This is a genomic window from Bradyrhizobium cosmicum, from assembly GCF_032290525.1.
GTDB lineage: Bacteria > Pseudomonadota > Alphaproteobacteria > Rhizobiales > Xanthobacteraceae > Bradyrhizobium > Bradyrhizobium cosmicum_A.
Genome location: NZ_JASXTA010000023.1, coordinates 101,115 through 113,493, shown reverse-complemented (window position 1 = coordinate 113,493; position 12,379 = coordinate 101,115). Strand labels below are relative to the sequence as shown.

The following is a 12,379-nucleotide window of genomic DNA, read 5'->3' as shown; positions in this document are numbered from 1 at the left end:
CCAGCCAGCATGGTGAATCAGAAACACACTGATTTGGGAATCCCAAATCGATTCAGCCTAACCCCATCCCGCTTTAGTCGCCCCCCCCATTTCACGGTATTTTGGGCGCGATCGTCGATCTACGCACGCTGCCGCTCGAAGAGCGCAAGAAGAAGCTCACCGCGCTGCTGGAGCGGCTTCCGAAGAGCATCTTCATTGCTCTGTTTAAATGTCAGAATCGCGCCAGAATCGCAGAAAGGATGTGTAGGGGAATCAAAGGGTAAATGGTCGGAGCGAGAGGATTTGAACCTCCGACCCCTAGTCTCCCAGACGAAGGCGATACCGTAACGAAGCGTCACGAGACTGAACGTCTCATCCGCAAAAAGCATTTGAGTTTTATTGATTTTTTGTGATTTTGCTGGCATGTTATCAACGCAGGGTAACAGCCGCTAACGGCATCGAGACGTTACCCCACAGCACCTTGGGGTAACGGCATGGCTAAGACTAGGGCGCTATCCAGCCTAGCGATCGAACAATTAAAGCCGCGCGCGGTGCGCTATGAGAAATCCGACGGCGGCGCCGCCGGCCTGTTCTTGGTCGTCCACCCCTCCGGCATCAAATCGTGGGTCTTCCGCTTCCGCTCGCCAGTGGAGCGCGACGATGTCGGCCAGCGCGCGCCCAAGAAGCTCACGCTCGGGCCGCTGGCGCTCACACCCTCCCCGGCTCCGCCGCAGATCGGGCATCCCCTGACCCCCAGCCAAGCTCGCATGCTCGCCACGGCCGCCTCAGAGGATGTCCGGCGAGGAACCGATCCTACGCACGTGCGCCGCCAGGAGAAGGCGGAGGCCAAGCGGGAGGCGATCCGCGACGACACGATCGACGCGGCCATGCTTGAGTTCCTGAAGCGCTACAAGGGCCGGAAGCGTCAGGGCCTGCGCGAATCGACTCGCCTGCTCATCGCTCACTATTTCGGGCTGAAGCCGGATCCGGAGAACCCGGGCGAATGGATGAAAACCGGCAATGGCGTGCTTGGCAAATGGTCAGGTCGCACGCTTGCCTCCATCACGAAGCACGACGCGATCGTGCTGCTAGACGCTCTGGTCGATTCGGGCCGCGGCGTGACAGCTAACCGCACGCTTACCACCCTCAAGACGTTCTTCGACTGGTGCGTCGACCGCGACATGCGGGAATCCTCGCCAGTCGCCTCCCTCGACGCCTTCGCCCACGAAACCGAGCGCGAGCGCAAGCTATCCGCCGCCGAACTAGTGGCCGCTTGGAAAGTTGCCGATCGTGAGGGCTATCCGTTCGGCCGCCTCGTGCAGTCCTTGGTCCTGCTTGGACAACGGCGCGACGAGTTGCGAGAGCTGCCGCGGGCTGAGTTGGACCTTCGCGGTACATCGATAGTGCTCGATGATGGCGGCCGGTGGTGCGAGCCGTTGTGGACAATCCCCAAAGAGCGCACGAAAAACGGGCGCGAGCACCTTGTGCCATTGAGCCCGCAAGCCGTCGACCTGCTGAAATCCCTTCCCACCATCAAAGGAAAGGGCCTTCTATTCACGACGACCGGTGAAACACCGATTAGCGGCTTGTCGAAAGCAAAAAAACGCTTTGATCAAGCCATGCTGATCGAGCTGCGAAAAACCGATCCGAACGTACAACTAGAGCCGTGGACACTGCACGACCTGCGCCGGACCTTCTATTCCGGCCTGCAAGCGCTCGGGTTCTCAATCGAGATCGCGGAAGCGTGCGTTAACCACTCATCCGGCGCCATCCGCGGTGTCGCCCGCGTCTACGCTCGGCACAAATATTTGCGGGAAAAGACGCAAGCGTTCACGGCGTGGGCGCGATACGTGGACGATCTGGTGAATGGGCGGTTGGCGAGCAATGTGGTTCCGTTTCAGAGGGAGCCGGCATGAGCACTGCCCCGATCATCGAATTACTTATCGAAGTCGAGTTTATTGTTCCGACACTCGGTGACGACGATTTAGCAGATTGGGCGGACAAGCGCTGTGACGAAATCCGCGACGCGCTAGTGGCCGGGGATGCTTCCGCTGCAGCATGGGCCGCGTGCCAGCTCGGTGAACGTCTCGCAGAGATCCGGCGCCTCGGAGAAATTGCGCGTCGACTTGAGAGAGAGGGAGACGAACGCGGCCGTTGGCAGCGTCGCAAGAGCGAAAGGACCAATGAACGGCGCGCGGTCTTTGAGGCCGAACGCAAGCGATGTTTTTCAGACGCCGAAGCCTACAAGCGAGCCGCAGTGAAGCTCGGAGTCACCGCGAAGACCATTCGGCGCGATGTGTCCAACTCTTAATTAACAACTAACGCGGCCAAGAGCTTGTCAACACGAAAGTGCATTTTTGTCCCGCTTGATAGCGGGATGTGACGAGTCGTGCGACCTTGTGACCAACAAATGAGGTCACGATGTCCGCTGACGATCCCAACGCCTTGATCCCCACGTCGCAGCTCCGCGCCCGTTACGGCGGCGTGAGCCATATGTGGGTCGAGCGTCGTCTGAAAGACGACTCCGATTTCCCTCGTCCGCTCTACATCGCGAAGCGTCGTTTCTGGCGCATCGGTGAACTCGCCGCTTGGGAGCGCAGCATCGCTGCGCGCCGCCAGCCGATCGCGGCTTGATGTTGACAATTAACATTCACGCAAACCCGCAACACAGGTCATCACCAAAATGAACGATCGCTATTACTCCCTCCTCAAAGAACAAGCCGCAGGCATCCCGAACGCAACGGTGCGCACCACGTTCGACCGCCTCATCGAACTGCATCGAGAAATCGACTCGATGACCGCCAAAGTCCGAGGCGACACTGATCTGAGCGCGCAGGGCCGGACCAAGAAGGCTCGCGACGAGGTAAAAAAGAACGCCTGGAAAATGATCCGCGCTAAAGCGTTCGCGTCGCGACTCAATGAGCGGATCGACGAGAAGCGCGCCAAGATCGAATTGCCGCCCATCGACAAGACCGACGCCGCCGGCGCCGTGCTCCGTAGCCAGGTCCGTGACCGCCTGCCGAAGTCGCCGAAGGAAATCAAGGCGCTGCTTCCGACCATGTCGCTGCTCTACTTGCAGACCATTCTCGAAGCGCCCGAACTCGTCGGCGCGGATCGCGAGACCGCCGAAGCTGCGCGCACCTTGGCAATCAACATTGTCCATCCAGGCAAGCTCGACGAGTTGGAGCGCGAACGCGCCGCCGTGCAGCTCCTGACCAACGCAACGGCCGCCGCTGCCGACGCTATGCGCGATCTCATCGAACTGCCGAACGCGCACGCGCTGACCGATTTCCTGAACCAAGCCGTGCCCGATCAGCGGCACATCGAAGCTGACGTCGAGCGGGAAACCGAACTCGCCGCGGCAGCGTAACCAAGGAGACCACCAACATGATCATGCGCATTACGCCCGAGCAGGTCGCAACGCAGATCCCCCAGGCGCCAGCGGCCGGTGTCAATGCTGCGGCCGGCGTGACGCAGCCGGCTTTGCCAGAGAAGAAGCCGCTTCCGGCCGATCTCGCCCGGGCTTTGGGACAGACCGAGCGAGGAGTTTGAATCGTGAAGTATCACAATCAGGGAAATCAGTGGAGCGCGGTCAAGATCAACGCCGGCGACTCGGCCTATTTCGAGCTGAACAATAACGGCTTGGCGAAGCTGGCGGTTCAGGCCGGCGTGGGCTGCGGCGCGATCATCTCGTCGGATGACAACGTGTTCAATTATCCGCCGGTCACCGTATCCGCCAACTCGACGGTGACCTTCCCGTCGTTCCTGATGTCCTGGCCAGCGTTCCCGCCGCTCCAACGGCACGGTGTGAAGATCACGTGCACATCCGGTTTCGTGACGGTCAATCCCTAGGAGCCCTGCACAATGTATTTTGAAAGCAACTTAACTGGCAAACGGCAGGACGTTCCGAAGATCGTCAAAGTCGGCGAGCCTATCCAAATCGAATTAACTTCAGGCGAGCGTGTCACCGTTTCGTCGACAGCAAGCGACTGCACCGGCGAAATTGCCGTCGAATCGATGGGGCAAGCCTTAGCTGTGCAGCGCGTCATCGTCCCTGGCAACGGCGTAAAGACCCTAGCTGTCCCTGGTTATAACTCCAGCACCGACCCACGGGTCGTGGTGAAGGTCAGCGCGACGGCCGGTTACGTGCAGGTCTCGGTGTCATGACCAAAATCGGTGAAGTAAAGAACTGGAACGACGAACGCGGGTTCGGATTCCTGCGCGTCGATGGGCACGACGTCTTCTGCCATGCCTCAGCGCTTCCGCGCGGCACGCGAGCCCTTGTAGTCGGAGCGCATGTCGGATTCGAAATCGGCCTCAACGAACGCACCGGCAAGCCGATTGCCACGAACGTGAGGCTGGTCTAGTGACCAACGAACTCCAAACGATCGTTCTCGAATTCGAAACGGCGTTGTTGAACGGCGTCCGCACCGGAGCCGATGAAGCCTGCTTGGCCAAGATCCGCGATCGGGCATTCGATCGGCTGCGCGAAGTGAAGCAAGGTCCAGCGGCGCCGCCCCTCGAAGCGATCTTTGACGTTGCTGGCGAGATCGGGCGGAGACTTGACATGGCGCTGGAAACGATCAGGTCATGACTGCCAACAATTTCGTCGCCACCAAAAAGCACAATTGCATCTGGATCGCGACCGATGCGGCTTCGTACTTCGACAACGGTGTCGTCAGCGAATTTCGTTCGAAGGTACGTGCCATTCCCGAATGGCCGGCTGTCATCACGGGACGGGGCAACGCGTTCGGCTTGGACACCGCCGCTCGTGAACTGTCCCGTCGCGCTTCGAACTTCGACGAACTAATCAGCATCGTCTCGCGCGACCTACCTCTGATCGTCGATCAGTTCAAGTTGCCGTCTTTCGAGTTGACTTTGGCCGGCTATTTCAGCGGGCGGCCGATGATCTTTTTCATCCGGACGCCAGGCGAGCACAACAGCATGGGCGATTGGCCTGCCTATTTTGTATGCCCGGTTGGGCCGACGTTTTTTGGCCCATGGCCATCGGACGATTTGATCGCCGCCGCCGGCTTCGTCGAGCCGGATCCCGATGACGAGCCGGAGCAGATCGCGAACAGCCTGCGCAAGCTGCTCGAACTGCAACGCCGCACGCCCGCGGAGGACGGCTTTTCGCGCGTGGGCGGCTTTGCCGAGCTGACGGTCATCCGACCGGACGGGATCGATCGGCATATTTTGTGTCGCTGGCCAGAGGATCGTGTCGGCGCGCGTATGCCGATCAATGGGGAGCACTGAGATGGCCGCGATTGGGATTTTTCGGACGAAAGACGCCGCGAAGGCAATGGGCGACAATTTGCAGAGCCTGGTTGACCGTGGCTTGCTCGATCCGAAGAATGCCGACGAATTCAGCGCAGCGTTGAATAACAGCGCTCGACAAATGGAGGACCTTGCCGACCAAGCGAAGGTCGCTGGCGCCGCGCTGCCGCAGTTCCAACAGGCCATGAATGACGCCACCAACGGTCGGAAACAACTCGATTCGCTCGCGGTCGAGGGAATGAACGTCAATCGCGGCTTCTTCACCACGTTTGGCCAACAGCTCCGCCAGGGCGCGAGCGCGTGGGACGCGTTCAAATCCTCCGGTCTCGATGCTCTGGGTAAAATTGCTGACAAGCTCGCCTCGATGGCGGCCGACAAACTGTTCGCATCGGCGTTCGGCGGCTCGACGAGCGGTATCGGTTCGCTGTTTGGACTCGGTGGCGCGCCGACCATGAGCGGCGTTGGCGATCTCGGTGCCGGCACGGGAGGGCTATCGTTCCCCATGTTTGCCAATGGCGGCACGCTGCGCGGCGGCTGGGGCGTCGTCGGCGAGCGCGGCCCCGAGTTGATCAACGTCCACAAGGGTGGCGCGACCATCATTCCAAACCACGTTTCCAAGTCATTCCTACCTGGCTTCGCCGCCGGCGGCACGCTGGACAGCAACGGCGGCGTGCGGCGGATGGGGTTCGGCGGCAACTCTGGCCCCGCCGTGGTCATGCAGGACAACCGGCAAATCAACATCGGCGAAGGCGCCTCGCAGGAAACGGTGATGCAGTTGCGCGAGGAATTGGCTCGCGATCGCGCCGCCCGCCACGCTGACACCATTCGCATCGTGCAGAGCGCCAAGAAAAGGCGGGAGCTATGAGCACCAGCGATCAGAAGATTGAACTGCACAATCTGCCACCCGAACTCACCGAGCCGCCGCCCGACGCCCGCGGCCTGGTCGCATTCCAGCCCTCGACCGGCCGAACCTGGCAGAAGGTCGACGGAAAGTGGCTTCCGAGTGCGGAAGCGAATGCACTCATTGAAGCAAGGAAACAATCCAAATGACCGCTCTTGCAAGCTATTCGACCGGCACCGTGTCAGTTTCGGCCGGAGGAACAACCGTTACCGGCGTCGGCACGATCTGGTCGGGTACGAATGTGCGTCCCGGCGATATCCTGCAAGTTGGCAATTTCCAGACGGTCATTTCTGATGTCACCGACACAACGCATCTGGTCATTCCGCCTTGGGGCGGCGGCGCGCAAGCCGGCGCTACTTACAAGATTTGGCAGGTCTCGCCGCAGCGCTTTGCCGGCGCGCAGGGGATGCAAGCCGTCAACGATCTCGTCAGCGCGCTCAACACGTCGGGCTATTTCGTGTTCGTCGATATTGACGAGACCGTGCCGGATCCGTCGCTCGGCGACGATGGGCAGTATGCGTTCCAGCCTACGACCGGTAAGATGTGGGCGAAGGTGTCGGGTGTCTGGTCGTATCTCGGCATCTACAAAGGGCTTCAATTCAAGGGCGCGTGGAGCGGCGCGACCGCTTATACCGTTAACGACGTCGTGACGCTGAGCGGGTCGAGCTACGCTTGCGTTCTCGACCACACCAATCATACGCCGCCGGATACGACCTACTGGCAATTGCTGGCATCAAAAGGCGACCAGGGCATCCCGGGGCCGACCGGTCCGGCCGGCGCGGGCGACCTTCTGAGCACCAACAATCTGTCGGACTTGGCAAGCGCTGCGACGGCCGCGAACAATCTCGGTGTTGTTCGATATGGCGGCTCGCAATCGTTGACTGCGGCTCAGAAAGTGCAAGCGCAAAAGAACACGGGTGTTCGCGAGCTTCTTACAGCCGCTCGCACCTATTACGTTCGCAGCGACGGCAGCAACAGCAACAACGGCTTGGCGAACACTAGCGGCGGCGCTTTTCTCACCATTCAAAAAGCCTATGACGTGATTTCGCAAACGCTGGATTTGGGCGGGTTCAACGTCACCATCCAATGCAACAACGTCGCGGCTTTCGACGGTCTAGCATTGAACACCGCATGGACCGGCGGCGGAAACGCCACGCTTGATCTCGGTAGCGGGACGATCAACGGAACAACCAACGTTATCAATTGCACTATTCCCCTGCCCGGCATTTTCACGGTGCAGAACGGCACTCTGACATCGACCACGCTGCCTCTCATCAATCATACAGGCACTGGCAGTCTAAACGTGGGCAATATCACGCTGTCGGGCGCGAATACCGGCGGTTTCGACATGATTTCGGCAACCGCGAACGCCTACATCCATTTCACCGGCAACATCGCTTTCGGCGTGTGCTCGGGCTGGCGCGAGATTTTCTACGCGCGCACTGGTGGCATCATTGATTTGTATGGCGGATTCGGACAGACGATGATCATGACGGGCAACATGTCGTGGTCCGATAGTTTTGCCTATTCCGAGGTGGGAGGCGGGGTTAAGGCCGTTTCTGGCGCCCGCACCATTAGCACGGGGGGGTTCACCATGACGGGCAAGCGTTACAGCGTCGAAACCGCTGCCTTCGTCTACACGCAGGGCGGGGGCGCCAATTACTTCCCGGGCTCTATTGCCGGCACCATCGTTGGCACAGGCTCATACGCTTAGCGATCGGATCCGGTCGGAGCGGCATCTCAAATAACGGGACAATTCTGATCGCCGCCGGCCCATCCGAGTATCAGCGTTTTGTATCTCTCGCTCGCCAGGGTGTTGCCGGATCGCACGGTCAGTTTCGATCCCGCCGGCTGCTTATCGACGCGCACTGACAGATAGTAGTTGCGCGTTCCCATGTTGATTAAGGACAGCGTCATTTCGCCGTAGCCTAGTTCCGAATACAATTCGGAATCCACTGCAAACGATGCATAGGCGCCGACATTGCTAGCGAAGCAGCGCTTCGCGGTGGTCGAGACCCTCCGATAAATCTCCTGGTAATTCTCGGAATAGGTCTGGACTATCGGCGTCGCTTTAGCTTCGAGGTCGGCCGGAGTAGAAGAACAGGCCCCAAGCAAAAAAGCGCAGACGCCCAATGCAGCGGAAAACGCCGCGCGCACAAAAATGCTCATTTGGATCCCCCAATCGGGACATTCAAACGCAACCCTCGGTTCGACGCAACTACAAATTTCCTGTGCAAACAGCTAGTTATGTAGATTGTCAACATAACCGACGGCGGCAGTCTGCTACCGATCGGGGCATGACCCTCTGGCCAGATCAGATTGCCTACCCGCCGCGCGGCATGTCACGTGATGAAGCCGCGCGGTACGTTGGCGTGAGCACCACCACGTTTGATCGAATGGTGCAGGCCGGCTGGATGCCCCGGCCCAAGCGGGTATTCTCTCGGCTAATCTGGGACAGAATGCAGCTCGACGCGGCGTTCACCGATCTTTCCGAGCAGCAGGCGAACCCACTCGATCGAATATTCGCCAACCGGCCTGGTCCTAAGCCCGCGGCCGATGATCTTTCCCCCGCCGAATTGTCCCGTGCGGCTCTTGAGCAGGCACGTGAGGCACTGCGGCGTCGCGATGAAAAGCGCATCGAAGATGAGTGGGAGGCAAAATACGAAGCACGGAAAGCGGCACGAGCAAAAGCCCGGCCGCCTCGCACGCCCAAAACCCAGTGACTCACTCGGGCTTTGGCAGCTTCACGCCGTGCTCTTTGGCGAGCACTTTGAACAGCTTAAAGGAGCGATCGACCGCGCTCTTGGCGTTGACCATCTCCTGCGCCATTGCCATGACCGTGCGCGTGGTGAATTCTTTCTCAGTTTTCGAAGCCATCATCTTCCCCCTTCGCAGAAGCGGAGCCAATGTCCGCGTTGTTGATTTTTTAACGATAGCAGGTATAGAAGATAATTCAATAGTAAAAACTACCGATAAAGTACGGAGCCGCGTAAATGGCTACATCGGGCGATCTCGCCAAGGCACTTTCTGAATTGCTGAAAGAACCATTTTCGACCGTAGACCTATATGGGCGTCATCTGCGCGCCGCCGGCCTTCTCAGTGTCAAGGGTCAGGGTCGCGGCGCAGCCGAGATGACCGCGAGGGATGCGGCGGTTTGGCTGGTCTCACTGGCAATTGACCACGAACGCGGCGGAGAGTTTGCCCGAGAGGTGAAGCGCGTGCTTGATCTGCCGATGCACGAATACCTGCTCAACCCCCGGGACTACGCGGATGATCTGGCGCACCGAGCGGCTAAAACAGCGGGGCACGCGCTCGCCTTGCTCATCTCCGACACTCTCGTGCCACGCATCCGCGAGCGCCTCGAACGCGGGGACGATCTCGTCACGGCAAACTTTGATGCCGATGGCGTGTTCGTGGCCCTATCCGTGTTTGACCATTCGCCGGGCGCGGTCGCTCAGTTTGCCGATACGACCTACCAGCGCGGCGAGCGCAAACGACGCGATGTCGAACGCCTGACCGTGATCCACGGGCGGGTGCTTCTGGAAATAGCAAAGTTGCTTGAATTGAAACCACCAGCCTAAAAGAAACGGCCCCGGATCAAGAGATCGCAGGGCCGCGGACGTGTTCGTGAATTGCTTGGCAGCTTTTACGTATCACGTTTTGCGATTTTTGCAATCAGATTTTGGTTCGGGGCTCCCTCAGTAAAGGAGCAGTCCGATGAGTTTGCTTGAACTTGACGAAGTCGAACGCCTCGCGACACCGGTCGCAATCGAGGCGCTGCGCGATTTGACTGAATGGTGGGCCGACGGCACCGAGCCCGAGATGTCTCCGCCGTTGTGTCTCGGTTGGGACATTCGCCGACTCTGGTCGAACGAGGGATTCGCGCTCTGGCGTGATCTCATGCTGGAGTACGAGCCTCCTTGCTGGATACCTGGCATCCATCAGCCTGTGACGATGGAGCAGTACGAGGCTGCCCTCGTTGACCAGTGGGAGATGTACGAGCGCGAAAAGCACTGGACCGACTCACTCATCATCGACGTCCTTGCCGATGAGAAAGAGCGCGGCTACGAGCCGTGTGGCGTCGCCTGCGAGCGAACCGAGGCGATCTTAGACGATCTCGCCGCGAAGGTCGGCGCGAAGCGTGCAGCCTTCGAGAAGGAGAAGAAAGCCCGTGCGGAGCGCTACAAAAAGCGCCTCGATACGTTCTTCGACCTCGATGACGCCGGGTACGCCAAGTGGATCGCCTCAGGCCGCCCTGATGGCGCCGGTCTCAAATTTGAGCGGTGGTCGGAACGTCGTTTTCGCGAACTCTTGGATGAGACAAAAGCAATGCCCGTCGTTCCTTTCCCGAAGCAACCCGCACCTACGAACCTAATTCAGACCTCGGGCCAGTTCGTCCGTGACTTTGTGCCGCCTGATTACGTCGTCGACCGGATATTCCAGCGGCGGTTTTGCTATTCGATGACGGCCAAGACCGGCGGCGGCAAGACCGCGGCCGCCATGCGTTTGGCCGCGCATGTTGCTATCGGCCGCGCGATCGGGAGCATTGAAGTCGAGAAAGGAACTGTGATCTACGCCGCCGGCGAAAACCCGACGGACGTTCAGGCGCGTTGGCTCGGCGTAACCCAAGAGATGGGAATCGATCCCGAGACCGTGGACGTCCACTTCATCAACGGCGTGGTGAAGATTTCCGAGAACGTCGCGAACATCGAAGCTGAGGTGGCAGCGAAAGGCCTAACGCCTACCCTGATCGTGGTCGACACGGTTGCAGCATATTTCGAAGGCGATGACGACAACGACAACGTTCAGATGGGCAACTATGCCCGATTGTTGCGGTCCATGACGAAGCTCCCGGGCGGCCCCTGCGTGCTCGCCCTGGCGCACCCGACCAAGCGGGCGGCAGACGATGACCTGATCCCGAAGGGCGGCGGAGCGTTCTTGAACGAGGTGGACGGCAACGTGGCTCTGCGCCGGAACGGCCAAGTGATCGCCTTCGAGGCTTTGGGCAAGTTTCGCGGCCCGTCGTTCGAGCCGGTCCATTTCGAACTGGTGACGGTTCAGCACCCGAAACTGCGAGACACAAAGGGGCGGCCCATTCCGACGGTCGTTGCGCGGCCGGTGTCGGATGTCGGGATCGTGCAGCGGGAGCTGGCTAACGAACGGGATGAGGACACCTTGTTGCGCGCCATCGATCAGCACCCGCGGAAAAGCCGCCGTGACGTGGCTAAGCTCATCGGGATGACCGACAGCCGCGTGTACCGGCTCGCGCAGAAGCTGGAAGGCCAGAAACTGATCCGCAATGAGCGCAATGGCTGGACGTTGACTGCTGTCGGTCAGCGCGAGCTGAACGCCATGGATTCGCGTGGTTCAGGGGCGAACCAACCACCGCTGCCGCCAGCACGTTTTCCAGGTGCAAACTGAGCGAACCAACGGGCGAACCAAAACCGAACCAAGAGAGGCAAAAACCCCTTTTGATTCAAGCTGGTTCACCTGAACCACTCCGCGAACCACGGACGATACGATGGGGGGCATTTCTGCCCCATCATCGTCTGGTTCGGTTCGGTCATATCCCTATAGGTGAACCAGTGAACCAACGAACCATAGTCAATGTGGAAGTGAACTGGAAAATGACGCCCGTTGCGGGGATCTTGGAGACTCCACTGGAGCCGGTGCAAGCTCACCGATTACATGGCCAAGACTGCTTCATTGCTTCAAGGGCCAGAATTCTAAAATCCTCGTGAAGCCTTGCTGGCCGGCTGTCGATGTATTGAACTACGACGCGCAGAACTTGATTAGGGGTAGCACCGTCGGGCACACAGGCGTCGTCGTACATATACCTTAGTCCCACAACTAAGCCGGCGCAGTACCCCTGCAAAAAAGCTCGCGCCGATTCTTCGCTCATTATGACTGACCTACAACCTGGCATTATGTAGTTCGCCGATTTTGTGTTTGCCTGCGATGGGACTGGCGTCGTGCTCATCGTTAGCACCGCCCCGATGAGACCGATGGTTTGGAATAGTCCGTTAAAGGGTTTGAGCATTTCGTGCTTTCGCAAAGCGGCGATGCCAAACATCGTTCAATTCTCAGCAGCGCGCTACATCAATCGACGCCGCTCTTAAATTCGCGCGCTCTTTCTCACCGCTTCGCGCCGCTTCATTCGATCAAACCGGCGCGCTCTAGTTCTACTGACTAGTGCTCCGTTACGTTACGTTACGCTAATTG

19 protein-coding genes are annotated in these 12,379 nt (G+C 59.4%); 16 read left to right on the top strand and 3 right to left on the bottom strand.

What is annotated here, in order from left to right; translation table 11 throughout:
- Positions 1-473 precede the first annotated feature (473 nt).
- The 13 genes from QSV46_RS32075 to QSV46_RS32015 all read left to right on the top strand — a co-directional run bounded on the left by QSV46_RS32075 (position 474) and on the right by QSV46_RS32015 (position 7,871).
- Positions 474-1,895 carry a tyrosine-type recombinase/integrase gene (locus QSV46_RS32075; RefSeq protein ID WP_314960971.1) on the top strand — a complete coding sequence of 474 codons (1,422 nt, stop codon included), beginning with the start codon at positions 474-476 and terminating at the stop codon, positions 1,893-1,895.
- Positions 1,892-2,290 carry a hypothetical protein gene (locus tag QSV46_RS32070; RefSeq protein ID WP_314960969.1) on the top strand — a complete coding sequence of 133 codons (399 nt, stop codon included), beginning with the start codon at positions 1,892-1,894 and terminating at the stop codon, positions 2,288-2,290. The genes QSV46_RS32075 and QSV46_RS32070 overlap by 4 nt, the downstream gene beginning before the upstream one ends.
- 110 nt (positions 2,291-2,400) lie before the next feature.
- A complete protein-coding gene (locus QSV46_RS32065) occupies positions 2,401-2,613 on the top strand; it encodes a hypothetical protein (protein ID WP_314960967.1) in 213 nt (70 codons plus the stop codon).
- 49 nt (positions 2,614-2,662) lie between these two features.
- Positions 2,663-3,349, top strand: a complete 687-nt coding sequence (locus tag QSV46_RS32060; RefSeq protein ID WP_314960965.1) for a hypothetical protein — start codon at positions 2,663-2,665, stop codon at positions 3,347-3,349.
- A gap of 17 nt (positions 3,350-3,366) precedes the next feature.
- On the top strand, positions 3,367-3,531 hold the full coding sequence (locus tag QSV46_RS32055; protein ID WP_314960964.1) for a hypothetical protein: 165 nt from the start codon (positions 3,367-3,369) through the stop codon (positions 3,529-3,531).
- A 3-nt stretch (positions 3,532-3,534) separates the two neighbouring features.
- Positions 3,535-3,831: a hypothetical protein gene (locus QSV46_RS32050; RefSeq protein WP_314960963.1), complete on the top strand. Its 297-nt coding sequence runs from the start codon at positions 3,535-3,537 to the stop codon at positions 3,829-3,831.
- Between the two features lie 12 nt (positions 3,832-3,843).
- Positions 3,844-4,146 carry a hypothetical protein gene (locus QSV46_RS32045; RefSeq protein ID WP_314960961.1) on the top strand — a complete coding sequence of 101 codons (303 nt, stop codon included), beginning with the start codon at positions 3,844-3,846 and terminating at the stop codon, positions 4,144-4,146.
- Positions 4,143-4,346, top strand: coding sequence for a cold-shock protein (locus QSV46_RS32040; RefSeq protein ID WP_314960959.1), 204 nt, complete (start codon positions 4,143-4,145; stop codon positions 4,344-4,346). The genes QSV46_RS32045 and QSV46_RS32040 overlap by 4 nt, the downstream gene beginning before the upstream one ends.
- Complete coding sequence (locus QSV46_RS32035; protein WP_314960958.1) at positions 4,346-4,573, top strand: hypothetical protein; 228 nt, start codon at positions 4,346-4,348, stop codon at positions 4,571-4,573. Before QSV46_RS32040 ends, QSV46_RS32035 begins: the two co-directional genes overlap by 1 nt.
- Positions 4,570-5,235, top strand: coding sequence for a hypothetical protein (locus tag QSV46_RS32030; RefSeq protein ID WP_314960957.1), 666 nt, complete (start codon positions 4,570-4,572; stop codon positions 5,233-5,235). Before QSV46_RS32035 ends, QSV46_RS32030 begins: the two co-directional genes overlap by 4 nt.
- A gap of 1 nt (position 5,236) precedes the next feature.
- On the top strand, positions 5,237-6,121 hold the full coding sequence (locus QSV46_RS32025; RefSeq protein WP_314960955.1) for a hypothetical protein: 885 nt from the start codon (positions 5,237-5,239) through the stop codon (positions 6,119-6,121).
- A complete protein-coding gene (locus QSV46_RS32020) occupies positions 6,118-6,306 on the top strand; it encodes a hypothetical protein (protein WP_314960954.1) in 189 nt (62 codons plus the stop codon). Before QSV46_RS32025 ends, QSV46_RS32020 begins: the two co-directional genes overlap by 4 nt.
- The gene (locus tag QSV46_RS32015) at positions 6,303-7,871 is read left to right on the top strand and encodes a hypothetical protein (RefSeq protein WP_314960952.1); all 1,569 of its coding nucleotides are present in this window, start codon (positions 6,303-6,305) and stop codon (positions 7,869-7,871) included. The genes QSV46_RS32020 and QSV46_RS32015 overlap by 4 nt, the downstream gene beginning before the upstream one ends.
- 26 nt (positions 7,872-7,897) lie before the next feature.
- On the opposite strand, the gene QSV46_RS32010 is transcribed toward QSV46_RS32015, so the two are convergent.
- A complete protein-coding gene (locus QSV46_RS32010; RefSeq protein ID WP_314960950.1) occupies positions 7,898-8,326 on the bottom strand; it encodes a hypothetical protein in 429 nt (142 codons plus the stop codon).
- A gap of 128 nt (positions 8,327-8,454) precedes the next feature.
- Between QSV46_RS32010 and QSV46_RS41485 the strand changes: the two genes are divergently transcribed.
- Positions 8,455-8,880: a helix-turn-helix transcriptional regulator gene (locus QSV46_RS41485; protein WP_409997232.1), complete on the top strand. Its 426-nt coding sequence runs from the start codon at positions 8,455-8,457 to the stop codon at positions 8,878-8,880.
- A 1-nt stretch (position 8,881) separates the two neighbouring features.
- Here the strand turns inward: QSV46_RS41485 and QSV46_RS32000 are convergent, their stop codons facing one another.
- Positions 8,882-9,034 (bottom strand): hypothetical protein, encoded by a 153-nt coding sequence (locus tag QSV46_RS32000; RefSeq protein WP_314960949.1) that lies wholly within the window; start codon positions 9,032-9,034, stop codon positions 8,882-8,884.
- A gap of 116 nt (positions 9,035-9,150) precedes the next feature.
- Here QSV46_RS32000 and QSV46_RS31995 point away from each other — a divergent pair, with 116 nt between their 5' ends.
- Together QSV46_RS31995 and QSV46_RS31990 are read left to right on the top strand one after the other, a co-directional pair.
- A complete protein-coding gene (locus tag QSV46_RS31995) occupies positions 9,151-9,738 on the top strand; it encodes a hypothetical protein (protein WP_314960947.1) in 588 nt (195 codons plus the stop codon).
- A gap of 136 nt (positions 9,739-9,874) precedes the next feature.
- Complete coding sequence (locus QSV46_RS31990; RefSeq protein ID WP_314960945.1) at positions 9,875-11,578, top strand: AAA family ATPase; 1,704 nt, start codon at positions 9,875-9,877, stop codon at positions 11,576-11,578.
- 256 nt (positions 11,579-11,834) lie between these two features.
- On the opposite strand, the gene QSV46_RS41480 is transcribed toward QSV46_RS31990, so the two are convergent.
- A complete protein-coding gene (locus QSV46_RS41480; protein WP_409997233.1) occupies positions 11,835-12,059 on the bottom strand; it encodes a Rap1a/Tai family immunity protein in 225 nt (74 codons plus the stop codon).
- Between the last annotated feature and the right edge of the window lie 320 nt (positions 12,060-12,379).

What these genes read in the sequence shown, in the direction of transcription:
- QSV46_RS32030 (WP_314960957.1), top strand. Translation starts at nt 4,570, where the DNA reads ATGACTGCCAACAATTTCGTCGCCACCAAAAAGCACAATTGCATCTGG.
- QSV46_RS32025 (WP_314960955.1), top strand. Translation starts at nt 5,237, where the DNA reads ATGGCCGCGATTGGGATTTTTCGGACGAAAGACGCCGCGAAGGCAATG.
- QSV46_RS31995 (WP_314960947.1), top strand. Translation starts at nt 9,151, where the DNA reads ATGGCTACATCGGGCGATCTCGCCAAGGCACTTTCTGAATTGCTGAAA.
- QSV46_RS41480 (WP_409997233.1), bottom strand. Translation starts at nt 12,059, where the DNA reads ATGAGCGAAGAATCGGCGCGAGCTTTTTTGCAGGGGTACTGCGCCGGC.
- QSV46_RS32055 (WP_314960964.1), top strand. Translation starts at nt 3,367, where the DNA reads ATGATCATGCGCATTACGCCCGAGCAGGTCGCAACGCAGATCCCCCAG.
- QSV46_RS32075 (WP_314960971.1), top strand. Translation starts at nt 474, where the DNA reads ATGGCTAAGACTAGGGCGCTATCCAGCCTAGCGATCGAACAATTAAAG.
- QSV46_RS32060 (WP_314960965.1), top strand. Translation starts at nt 2,663, where the DNA reads ATGAACGATCGCTATTACTCCCTCCTCAAAGAACAAGCCGCAGGCATC.
- QSV46_RS31990 (WP_314960945.1), top strand. Translation starts at nt 9,875, where the DNA reads ATGAGTTTGCTTGAACTTGACGAAGTCGAACGCCTCGCGACACCGGTC.
- QSV46_RS32000 (WP_314960949.1), bottom strand. Translation starts at nt 9,034, where the DNA reads ATGGCTTCGAAAACTGAGAAAGAATTCACCACGCGCACGGTCATGGCA.
- QSV46_RS32040 (WP_314960959.1), top strand. Translation starts at nt 4,143, where the DNA reads ATGACCAAAATCGGTGAAGTAAAGAACTGGAACGACGAACGCGGGTTC.
- QSV46_RS32070 (WP_314960969.1), top strand. Translation starts at nt 1,892, where the DNA reads ATGAGCACTGCCCCGATCATCGAATTACTTATCGAAGTCGAGTTTATT.
- QSV46_RS32015 (WP_314960952.1), top strand. Translation starts at nt 6,303, where the DNA reads ATGACCGCTCTTGCAAGCTATTCGACCGGCACCGTGTCAGTTTCGGCC.
- QSV46_RS32065 (WP_314960967.1), top strand. Translation starts at nt 2,401, where the DNA reads ATGTCCGCTGACGATCCCAACGCCTTGATCCCCACGTCGCAGCTCCGC.
- QSV46_RS41485 (WP_409997232.1), top strand. Translation starts at nt 8,455, where the DNA reads ATGACCCTCTGGCCAGATCAGATTGCCTACCCGCCGCGCGGCATGTCA.
- QSV46_RS32045 (WP_314960961.1), top strand. Translation starts at nt 3,844, where the DNA reads ATGTATTTTGAAAGCAACTTAACTGGCAAACGGCAGGACGTTCCGAAG.
- QSV46_RS32020 (WP_314960954.1), top strand. Translation starts at nt 6,118, where the DNA reads ATGAGCACCAGCGATCAGAAGATTGAACTGCACAATCTGCCACCCGAA.
- QSV46_RS32010 (WP_314960950.1), bottom strand. Translation starts at nt 8,326, where the DNA reads ATGAGCATTTTTGTGCGCGCGGCGTTTTCCGCTGCATTGGGCGTCTGC.